Origin of the sequence: Blattabacterium cuenoti, from assembly GCF_014252055.1 — a bacterium.
Taxonomy (GTDB): domain Bacteria; phylum Bacteroidota; class Bacteroidia; order Flavobacteriales; family Blattabacteriaceae; genus Blattabacterium; species Blattabacterium cuenoti_D.
Map to the genome: position 1 here is coordinate 573,992 of NZ_CP059208.1, position 13,919 is coordinate 587,910.

At 23.9% G+C, this 13,919-nt stretch carries 11 protein-coding genes; 8 read left to right on the plus strand and 3 right to left on the minus strand.

The window, feature by feature from the left end; all coding sequences use genetic code 11:
• Nucleotides 1–4: 4 nt before the first annotated feature.
• Together H0H48_RS02835 and tyrS are read left to right on the plus strand one after the other, a co-directional pair.
• Nucleotides 5–1,573, plus strand: a complete 1,569-nt coding sequence (locus H0H48_RS02835) for a hypothetical protein (protein WP_185871051.1) — start codon at nt 5–7, stop codon at nt 1,571–1,573.
• Between the two features lie 373 nt (nt 1,574–1,946).
• A complete protein-coding gene (gene tyrS, locus H0H48_RS02840) occupies nt 1,947–3,221 on the plus strand; it encodes a tyrosine--tRNA ligase (protein ID WP_185871052.1) in 1,275 nt (424 codons plus the stop codon).
• On the opposite strand, the gene era is transcribed toward tyrS, so the two are convergent.
• Both era and clpB read right to left on the minus strand, forming a co-directional pair.
• Nucleotides 3,207–4,109: a GTPase Era gene (gene era, locus H0H48_RS02845; protein WP_185871053.1), complete on the minus strand. Its 903-nt coding sequence runs from the start codon at nt 4,107–4,109 to the stop codon at nt 3,207–3,209. The two genes, tyrS and era, sit on opposite strands and share 15 nt — an antisense overlap.
• 4 nt (nt 4,110–4,113) lie before the next feature.
• Nucleotides 4,114–6,717, minus strand: coding sequence for an ATP-dependent chaperone ClpB (clpB, locus tag H0H48_RS02850; protein ID WP_185871054.1), 2,604 nt, complete (start codon nt 6,715–6,717; stop codon nt 4,114–4,116).
• Nucleotides 6,718–6,829: 112 nt separating this feature from the next.
• On the opposite strand from clpB, the gene prfB reads away from it, so the two are divergent.
• Genes prfB through menD form a run of 6 tightly spaced genes read left to right on the plus strand, consistent with a single transcriptional unit; the run spans nt 6,830 to nt 13,346 of the window.
• A complete protein-coding gene (prfB, locus tag H0H48_RS02855) occupies nt 6,830–7,936 on the plus strand; it encodes a peptide chain release factor 2 (protein ID WP_185871055.1) in 1,107 nt (368 codons plus the stop codon).
• 22 nt (nt 7,937–7,958) lie between these two features.
• A complete protein-coding gene (locus tag H0H48_RS02860) occupies nt 7,959–9,350 on the plus strand; it encodes a type III PLP-dependent enzyme domain-containing protein (RefSeq protein ID WP_185871056.1) in 1,392 nt (463 codons plus the stop codon).
• A 10-nt stretch (nt 9,351–9,360) separates the two neighbouring features.
• Nucleotides 9,361–10,221: an agmatinase gene (gene speB, locus H0H48_RS02865; RefSeq protein WP_185871057.1), complete on the plus strand. Its 861-nt coding sequence runs from the start codon at nt 9,361–9,363 to the stop codon at nt 10,219–10,221.
• Nucleotides 10,211–10,912 (plus strand): (d)CMP kinase, encoded by a 702-nt coding sequence (gene cmk / locus H0H48_RS02870; protein WP_185871058.1) that lies wholly within the window; start codon nt 10,211–10,213, stop codon nt 10,910–10,912. Before speB ends, cmk begins: the two co-directional genes overlap by 11 nt.
• Nucleotides 10,912–11,646, plus strand: a complete 735-nt coding sequence (fabG, locus tag H0H48_RS02875; RefSeq protein ID WP_185871059.1) for a 3-oxoacyl-[acyl-carrier-protein] reductase — start codon at nt 10,912–10,914, stop codon at nt 11,644–11,646. The genes cmk and fabG overlap by 1 nt, the downstream gene beginning before the upstream one ends.
• Nucleotides 11,643–13,346: a 2-succinyl-5-enolpyruvyl-6-hydroxy-3-cyclohexene-1-carboxylic-acid synthase gene (menD, locus tag H0H48_RS02880; RefSeq protein ID WP_238785315.1), complete on the plus strand. Its 1,704-nt coding sequence runs from the start codon at nt 11,643–11,645 to the stop codon at nt 13,344–13,346. Before fabG ends, menD begins: the two co-directional genes overlap by 4 nt.
• On the opposite strand, the gene H0H48_RS02885 is transcribed toward menD, so the two are convergent.
• Nucleotides 13,347–13,877, minus strand: coding sequence for a SanA/YdcF family protein (locus H0H48_RS02885; RefSeq protein WP_238785318.1), 531 nt, complete (start codon nt 13,875–13,877; stop codon nt 13,347–13,349).
• Nucleotides 13,878–13,919: the final 42 nt, after the last annotated feature.

The following is a 13,919-nucleotide window of genomic DNA, read 5'->3' on the forward strand; positions in this document are numbered from 1 at the left end:
TACAATGTCAAATTATTACAATAAATCAGATCATTTATTTTTATTAATAAAAACTTTATCTAAATCAGAAAAAATAAATTTTAAGATTTATGTTAATAGAATAAAAAAAAATAAGAATTCAAAATTTATGAAACTATTTAATATTATGAGTAAGATAAATTCTTATAATGAAAAAAAAATATTAGATAGTACAATTATAAGTAAAGTTCAATTATCCAATACAAAGGCCCATTTGTATAAACAAATATTAGTAAGTTTAAAATTACAAGAAACTAATAAAGAAAATCATGATATTCAAATACGTGAATATTTAGATTTTGCTAAAATACTGTACAACAAAGGATTGTATATACAAAGTTTAAAATTCTTAGAGAAAGCAAAAATTATTGCTAGATCTTATGAATTTAAGACAATTTTATTAGAATTGGTTGAATTTGAAAAAATGATAGAATCTCAACATATTACTAGAAGTTTATATTCTAGGTCTGGAGAATTATCTGCAGAATCCAAAGAGTTAATCGAAAGAGTTCAATGTAACAATGCTTTATCAAATCTTTCTTTAGAATTATATGGTTTATATCTTAAAGTAGGTTATGTAAGAAACGAAAAAGATAAAATATTTATAGAAACTTATTTTAGGACTAATCTTCCAAAATTTGATATTAAAAAAATTAGCTTTTATGAAAAATTATTTTTATACCAAGCGCAAGTTTGGTATCATTTTATAAGACAAGACTTTATAATGTGTTACAGATCATCTTATAAATGGATTGAATTATTTAAAAATAATAAGAAAGCAAAAAGAATAGCTCCTGTAAGCTATTTAAAGGGTTATCATTATTTACTAGATACCTTATTTTATTTAAATCATTATTCTAAGTTTACTTATATTTTCAATCAATTTGAAAATGAAGTGAAAAATGGAGAAATATTGATTAATGGAAATACTAGAATATTAATATTTATGTATACATATACCAATCGTATTAATAAACATTATATGGAAGGAAATTTTTCAGAAGGAGTAAAAAAGATCATTCCATCATTATTTACAGATTTTAAAAAAATTTGTAATCATTTAGATTCTCATTATATCATGATTCTTTATTATAAAATCGCTTGTCTATATTTTGGAAGCGGAGATAATAATAATGCTATACGGTATCTATCTAAAGTAATGAAAAATAAAAAAAAAAATCTAAGACAAGATCTACAATGTTCTGCTAGATTATTACATTTAATAGCTTGTTATGAAAGTGGATTAGATGAAAATATGGATCAAAAAATTCAATCTGCATATAAATTTTTTATCCAAATGGATGATTGGTATATAGTACAAAAGAAGATTATTCATTTTTTTAAAAATTTAGGAAATGTTTACCCTCATCAGATTAAAAGTCAATTTAAAAAATTAAAAGATAAATTAATAAAATATTATGATCACCCTTATGAAAAAAGGACATTTTTATATCTAGACATTATTTCTTGGATTAATTCTAAGATAGAAAATAAATCTGTAGAAACAATTATAAAGGAAAAATTTATTAGAAATAAAATAAGTGAAAATTATTAATTAATTAATTTTTTGATATGAATAAAACTTTAAAGAACAAAGTCATAAAATATGAAAAAATAAAGTTTGCAATAAATATTTTTTTAGATAATATAGTTATAATGTTATTATGATTATATAGATAAAAGAATAATATAACGAAAAGAAATAATTTAACGAAAGAATAAAATATATAATATCTAATACTAAAAAATAAATATATTAATAGATATAAACTACTTATAGGTAATAAAAAAACATATATTTTCAATATGAAAAATTCTTTCTTAAGAATTCCAATAAATATATGAAGGAAACCAATAAAATAAGTAAAAATATGATATCCTATAATCTTTTTTATCATAAGTGATATATTACATAATTAACATTTGAAATGCAAAATATCATAGATGAACTCTCATGGAGGGGGTTAATACAAAATAAAGTTCCTGGTATTAAAAATCAACTTAAAAGATCTACTACTCTATATACAGGATTCGATCCCACTTCAGATTCTTTACACTTAGGAAATTTAGTTCCTATTATTATATTAATTCATTTTCAAAAAATGGGGCATAAATCATTAGCATTAATTGGAGAAGCAACAGGATTTATAGGGGACCCATCTGAAAAACATGATAGTAGAATCTTACTTGATAAAAAAAGCTTACACAATAATACAAAGTCTATAAAAAATCAAATAATTAGACTTATTAAAATTAAAAGTTATTCAGAAAAAATAGAATTGTTAAATAACATTGATTGGATTAAAAATATTTCTTTTTTAGAATTTATTCGTGAAATAGGAATATTTTTCACCATAAATTATTTAATATCTAAAGATTCTGTAAAAAAAAGAATAAAAAACAAAAAAAATGGAATTTCATATACGGAATTTTCCTATTCTCTTATACAAGGATATGATTTTTTATATTTAAATAAAATAAAAAATTGTAAACTCCAAATAGGAGGATCTGATCAGTGGGGGAATATTACTGCAGGTATAGAACTTATTAGAAAAAAAACAGGAAAAAAAGTATATGGTTTTACTTTTCCATTAATAACGAAATCTAATGGAGAAAAATTTGGAAAAAGTAATAACGGAGATAACATATGGTTAGATAAAAATAAAACTTCTCCATACAAATTTTATCAATTTTGGATGAATGTTTCTGACCGTGAAGTTGAAAAATATATAAAAATATATACATTTTTATCTAAAGAAATAATAGAAAATTTAATTTCTAATCATAGAAAAGATCCAAGTAAAAGAATATTACAAAAAAAATTAGCTTTTGAAATTACTGGATGGATTCATAGTTATGAACTATCTAAAAAAATAATGAAAATATCAAATATTTTATTTGATAAAAAAAATTTAGAATTACTAGATGAAAAAACTATTATGATTATATATGAGAACATCCCACATATGTTTTTATCTAATGTAGAATTTAAAAAAGGTGTTTTCTTATTAGATGTAATAAAAAATTCAGGTTTTTTCAATTCTAAAAGTGAAGCTAATCGTGCAATTAAAGCAAATTCTATACTTTTGAATAAAAAAATTATAAAAGAAAATATCTTACTTACAAAAGTAAATATAATAGTAAAAAAGTATATACTTTTCCAATTTGGAAAAAAAGAATTTTTTATTTTAAAAATAATCTAAGTAGCCAAAATTTTTTAGTTTATTATGATCATACCTCCAATTCTTAGAAATTTTTACATCAAAAATTAATTTAATTTTTTTTTTTAAAAAAGACTTAATTTTTTGAACAGAAAAAAATTTCAATTTTTTTAAACTTTTTCCTTTTTCTCCAATTAATATTCCTTTTTGAGAATTTCTTTCCACGTATATAGAACATATAATATATACGTAATTTTTTTTCTCTTTAAACAATTTTGTCCGTATTTCTGTACAATAAGGTATTTCTTTTCTATAGAAAAGAAATATATTCTCTCTTATTATTTCACTAACAAAAAAACGTTCCGATTTGTTACTAAAAATATCTTCCGAATAATAGGGAGGGTGTTTGGATAATAGAGTTATAATTTTATTTATTAATAGATCTTGATTCATTTTTTTTAATGCAGATATTGGTAATATTTCTGATTTAGGATATATTTTATGCCAGTATTCAATTGTATCATATAACACATTTTCTCTATATTTTATTCCTATTTTATCTATCTTATTAATTAAAATTATAATAGGAACTTTTTGAAGATTCATATTTTCCTCAAATCTAGTAGGAAATGGATCCTTTTTTCCTATTTCTGTAGTAAGTAATATAACATCTGCATCTTCTAAAGATTTATTTACATATCGCATCATGATTTTTTGCATTAAACCTGTAGGATGTGTTATTATTCCAGGTGTATCAGAAAATATAATTTGAATATTAGATTGATTATATATTCCGAATATCCTATGTCTAGTTGTCTGTGGCTTATGTGTTATTATAGATATTTTTTCTCCAATAATAGAATTAATTAAAGTAGACTTTCCTGTATTAGGAAACCCTATAATATTAACAAAACCAGACCTATAATCCATTTTTTTATTTTTCTGATTCTCTAAATACAACTCCTTGCTCTTTAAAAAAGTCTATTAAAATTTTATGATTTTTTTTAAGACTATCTTTAATAATTTCTTTGGATAAATTATTGAGAATATCATGTTGAATTACTCTTTTTAAAGGTCTAGCGCCAAAATGGGGATTATATCCTTTTTCTGATAAGAATTCTATAACATCGTTAGTATACTCTATAAAAATATTTCTTTTTGATAATAACTTTTTTAATTTTTTCATTTGTAATTTTACAATATTCATAATTTCTTTTCTAGAAAGAGGTTGAAATAATATAATTTCATCAATACGATTAATAAATTCAGGTCTTACTATATTTTTTAATAAATCTATCAAAGTCTTTTTTGTAGCTTCTATTCTATTATAAGAAATTTCTTGATCTAAATTTTCCTGTATAATTTCCGAACCTACATTGGAAGTCATAATGATGATAGTATTTCTAAAATTTACGGTTCTTCCTTTATTATCAGTTAACCTTCCATCATCTAAAACTTGTAAAAGAATATTAAAAATATCAGAATGAGCTTTTTCTATCTCATCTAAAAGAATAACACTATATGGACGTCTACGTATAGCTTCTGTTAATTGTCCACTTTCTTCATATCCAATGTATCCAGGAGGTGCGCCTATAAGTCTACTTACAGAATGACGTTCTTGGTATTCACTCATGTCTATTCTAACCATATTATTTTCATCATCAAATAAATATTCAGCTAAAGTTTTAGCAAGTTCTGTTTTTCCTACTCCAGTACTTCCCATGAAAAGAAAAGAGCCTATTGGCCTTTTTTCATCTTGTAATCCAGCTCTAGAACGTCTTATTGCATCTGCTACAGATTGGATCGCATCATTTTGACCTATTACTCTATTATGCAATTCTTTTTCTAGGAATAATAATTTTTCTTTTTCGCTTTGAAGCATTTTAGTAACAGGAATTCCTGTCCATCTAGATACTATTTGTGCTATATCATCTCTGGAAACTTCTTCTTGTATCATTTTCTTTCCTTTATATTCTCGTTTTTTTAATTCATCTTCTAAAGACTTTACTTTATTTTCTTTTTCTTTTATTTTTCCATACCTTAGCTCCGCTACTCTTCCATAATCTCCTACTCTTTCTGCTTGTTCTGCTTCAAATTTAAAATTTTCTATTTTATCTTTAGCTTTTTGTATTCCTTCTACTAAATCTTTCTCAATTTCCCATTGATTTTTCAACTGCATTCTTTCTTTATTTAATTTAGATAATTCTTTTTTTAAAGGAATTAATTGTTGTTCATCATTTTCTCTTTTTAGAGCTTCTATTTGTATTTCCATATGCATAATTTTTCTATGCAGCACATCTAATTCTTCTGGTTTAGAATTGATTTCCATTCTTAATTTGGAAGCAGCTTCATCTATTAAATCAATAGCTTTATCAGGTAAAAATCTTTCGTTAATATAACGTTTAGATAACTCAACTGCTGCTATAATAGATTCATCTTTAATTCTTACCTTATGATGACTTTCATATTTTTCTTTAATTCCTCGTAATATAGATATAGCATCGTTTGTAGAAGGTTCATCAACATAAACTTGTTGAAACCTTCTTTCTAAAGCTTTATCTATTCTAAAGTATTTCTGGTATTCATTTAAGGTAGTAGCACCTATAGCTCTCAATTCTCCTCTTGCTAATGCTGGTTTTAAAATATTTGCAGCGTCCATAGATCCTTCTCCTCTACCTGCTCCAACCAGAGTATGTATTTCATCAATAAATAAAATAATTTCACCATTAGAAGATGAAACTTCTTTGACTACAGATTTAAGACGTTCTTCAAATTCTCCTTTATATTTAGCTCCTGCTATTAGAGCAGCCATATCTAATGAAAATACTTTTTTATTTTTTAAATTATCCGGAATATCTTCACTAATGATACGATGCGCTAATCCTTCAGCAATAGCAGTTTTTCCTACTCCAGGTTCTCCAATTAATATGGGGTTATTTTTTGTCCTTCTAGATAATATTTGTAAAACTCTACGTATTTCTTCATCACGACCAATAACAGGATCTAATTTTCCTTTATATGCCCATTGATTAAGATTTTTAGCATATTTTTCTAAAGCATTGTAAGTACCTACTGCTGTAGGAGAATCCACGTTACCACTTTTTTTTCTAATATTTTCAATGATATCCTTAATTGATTTTTCTGTTATTCCTTGATCTTTTAAAAATTTTGATGTAGGATCATTACACATAAAAATTCCATAAAAAATGTGTTCTACAGAAATAAATTTATCATTCAAAAATGATGCATAATTCTCGGATATATTCAACATGTTTGTAACATTTTGACTAAAATGTTGAGTAAAAGTACCTCCTATTATTTTTGGATAGGTAGAAATTATTCTATTTAATCCAATCATTATCGATTGACTAGACACATACAATTTTTTTAAAATAAATGGAATTATATTTTTTTCGTTATCTAATATTGATTTAAGAATATGTGCATTTTCAATAGACTGTTGGTTTTTATCCAACGCAATATGTTGTGCTTCCTGTATTATTTCTTGAGATTTTATAGTAAACTTTTTAAAATTCATATAAAATTTTTTTTATTTGAGAAAGTTAGAAAAGATATATTTATTTATTTTGTGAAAAAAATTTATAGTAATGAAATAGTTTAAAAAACTAAAAAAATAAAATTAATGTATTATGATAAAAATGGAAGAAATTGAATTACTTTCAAAAAAAATTCATAAAATATATGATATTCTAAACATAAATCAAATTAAATACAATTTTGATAAAGAACAAAAAAAAATGTTAAATCCAAATTTTTGGAAAAATGTTGATGATTTTAAAAAATCATTGAAATGTATAAACGAGATGAAAAAGGATATAGACATTTTTACAAACTTAGAAAGTTCTTTAGAAGAATTAAAAATAATTTTTTCTATTTCTAAAGAAAATAAAGAAGAAAATTTAGATTTAGAAAAAGAATTTGAAGTTCAATTACGTAAAATAAAAAAACTAGTTTCTAAAATAGAATTAAAAAATCTTCTATCAGAAGAAGAAGATTCTTTGAATGCTATATTACAAATATCTTCTGGAGCAGGTGGCACAGAAAGTTGTGATTGGACATCTATGTTGGTAAGAATGTATACTATGTGGGCTGAAAAAAATAATTTTTTTGTAAAAAAAATTCATTATATTTCTGGAGAAATTGCAGGAACTAAATCTATTACTCTAGAAATTATAGGAAAAAATGCTTTTGGATATTTAAAAGGAGAAAACGGAGTACATAGATTAATACGAATATCTCCATTTGATAGTAATTCTAGACGTCATACTTCTTTTTCTTCCGTTTATATCTACCCAATGGTCAATGATAATATTGATGTTAATGTAAATAATTCAGAAATCAGATGGGAAACTTTTCGTTCTAGTGGAGCTGGAGGTCAAAATGTAAATAAAGTAGAAACTGGAGTTAGATTACGTCATTTACCTACAGGAATTACAATAGAAAATACAGAAACCCGTTCCCAAATACAAAATCGGCAAAAAGCTTTACAAATTTTGAAATCTAGATTATTTGAAATAGAAATGATAAAAAAAAATGAAAAAAAAGAAAAAATACAATTAGATAAAAAAAGAATAGAATGGGGATCTCAAATACGAAATTACATTATGCATCCTTACAAATTGATAAAAGATTTAAGAACAGGTTATGAGACTAGAAAAGTTCAATCCGTAATGGATGGTGAAATAGAAATTTTTCTAAAAAAATTCTTGATTTATAGAAGAAATAAAATTATTTAATTAATTATTTTTTTATACATATATGAAAATTCGTTATGCTGATTTTATAGATCAAACTTTTGATTTTCCTACCGAGGAATTTTCTATTAAAAATAATCTATTAGAATTTCATGGAATACCATTGATGAATCTTATCCAAAAATATGGGACACCATTAAAATTTACTTTTTTACCAAAAATATCTCAAAATATCAAAAAAGCAAGAAAATGGTTTGATAAAGCTATGCAAAAAAACCAATACAATAATAAATATACATATTGTTATTGTACAAAAAGTTCGCATTTTTCATTTGTTTTGGAAGAAGCTTTAAAAAATAACATTAGTATTGAGACTTCTTATGCCTATGATATAGAAATTGTAAAAAATCTTTATAGAAAAGGAAAGACGAACAAAAATATTGAAGTTATTTGTAATGGATTTAAAACTATAAATTATATTAAAAAAATATCAGAACTTATTAATAGCGGTTTTTGTAATACTATTCCTATATTAGATAATTCTGACGAGTTAGAAAAACTTAGTTTATTCATCAATTATCCTTTTAAATTAGGAATACGTATAGCTTCAGAAGAAGAACCAAAATTTGAATTTTATACTTCTAGGTTGGGGATAGGATATAAAGATATTATCGCATTTTATCTAAATAAAATAAAAAATAATCCAAAAGTAGAGCTAAAGATGTTGCATTTTTTCATTAATACTGGAATTAAAGATACAGCTTATTACTGGAATGAATTATTTAAATGTTTACATATTTATGCAAGATTAAAGAAAATAGCTCCTGAATTAGATATTCTGAATATAGGAGGGGGGTTTCCTATTAAAACTTCTATGTCTTTTACATATGATTATGAATACATAACTAATGAAATTATTTATCAAATAAAAAAATTTTGTCAAAAAGAAAATGTTTCAGAACCTCATATATATACAGAATTTGGAGCCTATACAGTAGGAGAAAGTGGAGGCATTTTATATAAAATATTATGTCAAAAACGTCAAAATGATAGAGAAAAATGGAATATGATAGATAGTTCTTTTATGACCACTCTTCCTGATACATGGGCTATAAGTAGAAGATTTATTATGATGGCTATTAATCGATGGAATGATTCTTATGAAAGAGTTTTTTTAGGAGGATTAACATGTGATAGTGATGATTATTATAACTCAGAACAACATATAAATGCAATATATCTTCCTTGTTTTAGGAAAAAAACTCCACTATACATTGGATTTTTTAATACTGGAGCTTATCAAGATACTATCAGCGGATATGGAGGAGTCCACCATTGTTTAATTCCACAACCTATTCATATATTGATAAACTATAATAATCAAAATAACTTAGTTTATCAAATTTTTCGTACTTCTCAAAGTCCAGAAGAAATATTAAAAATATTAGGTTATTAAAAATCCTCTCATGAATAAAAAAACTTTCGCTGATATACCTAAAAAATATTCTACATTAAAAAATTCTAAAATAGTATTGATTTTAGTTCCATATGATTCTAATCAAACATGGAAAAAAGGTTCAAAAAAAGGACCAGAAGCTTTTTTGAGTGCATCAAATTACATGGAATTATATGATATAGAAACTAATTCTGAAGTATACAAAAAAGGAATTTTTATTATAAATTCTATTAAAAATTCTTCAATTTCTCCTAAAAGAATGATTAATAAAGTAAAAAAAATAACTAAAAAATTTCTTTATGAAGATAAATTTGTAACTCTGATAGGAGGGGATCATTCTATATCAATAGGTAGCATAAGAGCTTTTGGAGAAAAATATAAGAATGATTTAAGTATTTTACATATGGATGCTCATGCAGATCTTCGTTCTATATATAATGGGAATCGCTACAGTCATGCTTGCTCTATGTATGAAGCTTCAAAAAAATACCCATTAGTTCAAATAGGAATTAGAAGTATGGATATTATGGAAATAAATAATATTCAAAAAGGAAATATTTTTTATATGCATGAAATATATAAAAGTAACTTATGGATGAATAATGCTATTAATAATTTATCAAAAAAATACGTTTATCTCAGTATAGATATTGATGTACTTGATCCAAGTATAGCTCCTTCTACGGGAACTCCAGAGCCAGGAGGTTTATCATGGTACACTATCATGACATTCTTAAGGAAAGTTTTTGAAACAAGAGAGGTTATAGGATTTGATATAGTTGAACTATTACCAAATGAAAAAGAATCTTCTACTGATTTTTTATCAGCTAAGCTTTATTATAAATTGCTATCATATAAATATGAAATATAACAAACATAAAAAAATTATCTTAGCTATAGATGGTTTTTCATCATCTGGAAAAAGTACTTTAGCAAGAGCTATTTCAAAAAAATTAAAATACAAATATCTAGATACTGGAGCAATGTATAGAAGTATAGCTTTGTTAGCTATACGAGAAAAAGTTTTTAATAGTGATTTATGGAATATAAAAAAATTTATACATCTATTAAAAAAAACTTTTCAAGTAAAATGGAATAAAAAAATAAATGAAATAGAACTTTTTTTAAATAAAAAAAATGTAAAAAAATCTGAAATTAGATCAATAGAAGTTTCGAAAAAAGTAAGCTTTATAGCTAAAATACCAGATATTCGTGAAATATTAACTTCTATACAAAGAAATTTTGGAGTTGAAAAGGGGATAGTAGTAGATGGAAGAGATATTGGAACTACAGTTTTTCCTAAATCAGAACTAAAAATTTTCTTAAAGAGTTCAATAGAAGTAAGATCTTACAGAAGATATCAAGACATTAAGAAAACAAATGATAATATTATTTACGATGAAGTAAAGAAAGATTTAATTTATAGAGATATAATGGATATTAATCGAAAAAATTCTCCATTAAAAAAGTCTGTTAATGCAATAGAAATAGATAATACATATCTAAACATTGAGAAAGAATTAAATATTATTAATAATTTATTAATAAATAAGATTAAATAATGAAATTATTAAATAGAAAAGTTGCTATAGTTACAGGAGGATCTGGTGATATAGGAAAATCTATAATAGAAACTTTTGTACAACATGGAGCAAATGTAATTTTTACATTTTTATCATCAGAAAATGAAGCAAAAAAATTATCTACAAAATTTTCAAATTTTGTAGAATCATATAAGATTGATCTTTCAGATTTTAATTCTTCAGAAAATCTAGTAAAATATGTTATCAAAAAATATGGATCCATAGATATTTTGGTAAATAATGCTGGTATTATAAAAGATAATTTTTTACTTAGAACTTCTAAAGAAGACTGGGAAAAAGTTATAAAAACTAATCTATTTTCTGTTTTTAATTTAACAAAACATGTTGTTTTCCCTATGATGAAACAAAAAAAAGGTAGTATTATTAATATGAGTTCTGTTATAGGATTAATAGGAAATATTGGACAGGCAAGTTATGCAGCATCTAAAGCTGGAATCATTGGATTTACAAAATCAATAGCTAGAGAATTAGGAAAAAAAAACATACGTTGCAATGCTGTTGCTCCTGGATATATATATACAAAAATGAATTTTCATCTTCAATCTAAAATGAAAGAAAGTTGGATAAGAAATATTCCATTAAAAAGACCTGGGATGCCACAAGATGTTGCTAATTGTAGTTTATTTCTTGCTTCTGATTTATCTGATTATATTACTGGAGCTGTATTGAATGTAAATGGAGGATTAATTTGAATTTTAAAATGTATTCAGATAAAAAAATAGTACAAAGTTTAGGTGAAATTTTAATTTCAAAATACATTTTTAATATTATTATATCTCCAGGATCTAGAAACGCACCTATTATAATACATTTTGCACAACATAAACTATTCAATACCTATAGTATTGTAGACGAAAGGTGTGCTGGATTTTTTGCTTTAGGAATAGCTCAAAGGATAAGGAAACCAGTTGTTATAAATTGTACTTCAGGTTCAGCAGTTGTAAATTATTATCCTTCAATAACAGAAGCATTTTATCAAAATATTCCATTAATTATTATTACTGCAGATCGTCCTAAAGAGATAATAGATATTTATGATGGGCAATCAATTCATCAATATAATATTTTTCAAGAACATGTAGAAATGTCCATACAATTAACAGAAGATCAATCCGTATCAGGATTGTGGTATAATGAAAAATTAATTAATGAATCTATAAATAACTGTTTTTTGAATAAAAGACCTGTACATATTAATATCCCCTTTTCAGAACCACTTTATCAAACTACTAATCATTTAAAAGTAAATCCTAAAATTATAAATAGTATTCCTACAAAAAACTATATAATAAAATCATCATCTATTTATAAAAAAGAAAAATGTTTATGGAAAAAAAACGAAAAAAAAATGATTTTATTGGGATTATGTCATATTGATAATAATGTAAAAAAACTTTTAATAAAATTTAGTAAAGATCCATCTATTGTAATTTTTTCAGAAACAACATCTAACATTACAAACAATAAATTTTTTTTCTCAAGCATAGATGAACTTATATTTAACATGAATATTGAAGATTGGATCAAATTAAAACCTCATATTTTAATAACTATTGGTATTAATATTATATCTAAAAAAATAAAATATTTATTGAGAAAATACCCTCCAATATATCATTGGCATATAGGAGAAAATATTATAAAATATCCAGATACTTATTATAGATTAACTACATATTGGCCTATTTCTCCAAAATATTTCTTTAAAAATTTTTGTAATTATATAAATATTTATTCACATTCAGATTATAAATATAAATGGGAAAAAATAAGAAGAAAAAGAAAAATTAAACAAAAAATTTTTTTAAAAAAAGAAAAAAGTTTTTCAGACTTAAAAGTTCTTTTTTTAATATTTGAATCAATTCCAAATAATTCTATCCTTCAATTAGGAAATAGTATGATCATAAGATATTATCAGTTATTTGATAAGAAAAAAGAATCAATTATGTCCTATTGTAATCGTGGAACTTCAGGAATAGATGGATGTGTTTCTACCGCTATAGGAATGTCTGTAAGTATTAGTAAAAAATTTGTAACACTAATTGTTGGAGATATAAGCTTCTTTTATGATAGCAATGCTTTATGGAACAATTATACCCCAAATAATTTTCGGATTATTCTTATTAATAATAGAGGAGGAAATATATTCAGATTTATTTCTGGAATAAGGATTCCAGAAAAAATATTCAATTTTTTTGAAACAAAACATATTTTTTCGGCAAAAAAAATATGTAAAATGCATAATTTTAGATATGAAGAAGCTTCAAATTATAACTCTCTGAAAAAAAAACTGTCATTTTTTTGGAATCACTCCAATCAACCCTTTCTTTTAGAAATAAAAACTCATAGATATGATAATGCGAAAATATTAAAGGAATATCTATTATCTTAATTAAGATCTTAAGTCACTTAAAAAAGATTCCTTTAATATTAAAAATATATCCCATAAAGCTTTAATTCTAGCAAAAAATTCTCTTATTTGTATCTTTCCATCATAATTTATACTTTTTGCATTAAAACCTATAACCTCCAATCCTAAACAATTACCAATAAAAATAGCTCTCTCATTATGAAATTTTTGAGATATAATTGTAAATTTTTTTTGATGAAATATTTTATACACTCTCAATACAGAATATAAAGTATTAATACCATAAAAATCTTCGTAAATAAAATCAGAAGGAATTCCTTTTTTTATAAGTTCCTTTTTCATCATTTTTGGTTCATTATAATTTTTTTCTCTATTATCTCCACTTACAATAATATATCGTATTTTATTGTGATGAAAAAGATAACTTGCTGCATCTATTCTATGCTTAAAATATTTGTTTACCCCACCCCCATGTAAATATTTAGAAGTCCCCAATACAACACCATATGTACTATATGGAATAAATTTTATACTATCATGAGTTTTTCTCACAGACCAAAAACTTATTCCTATATGACAAAAAATAAAAAATAA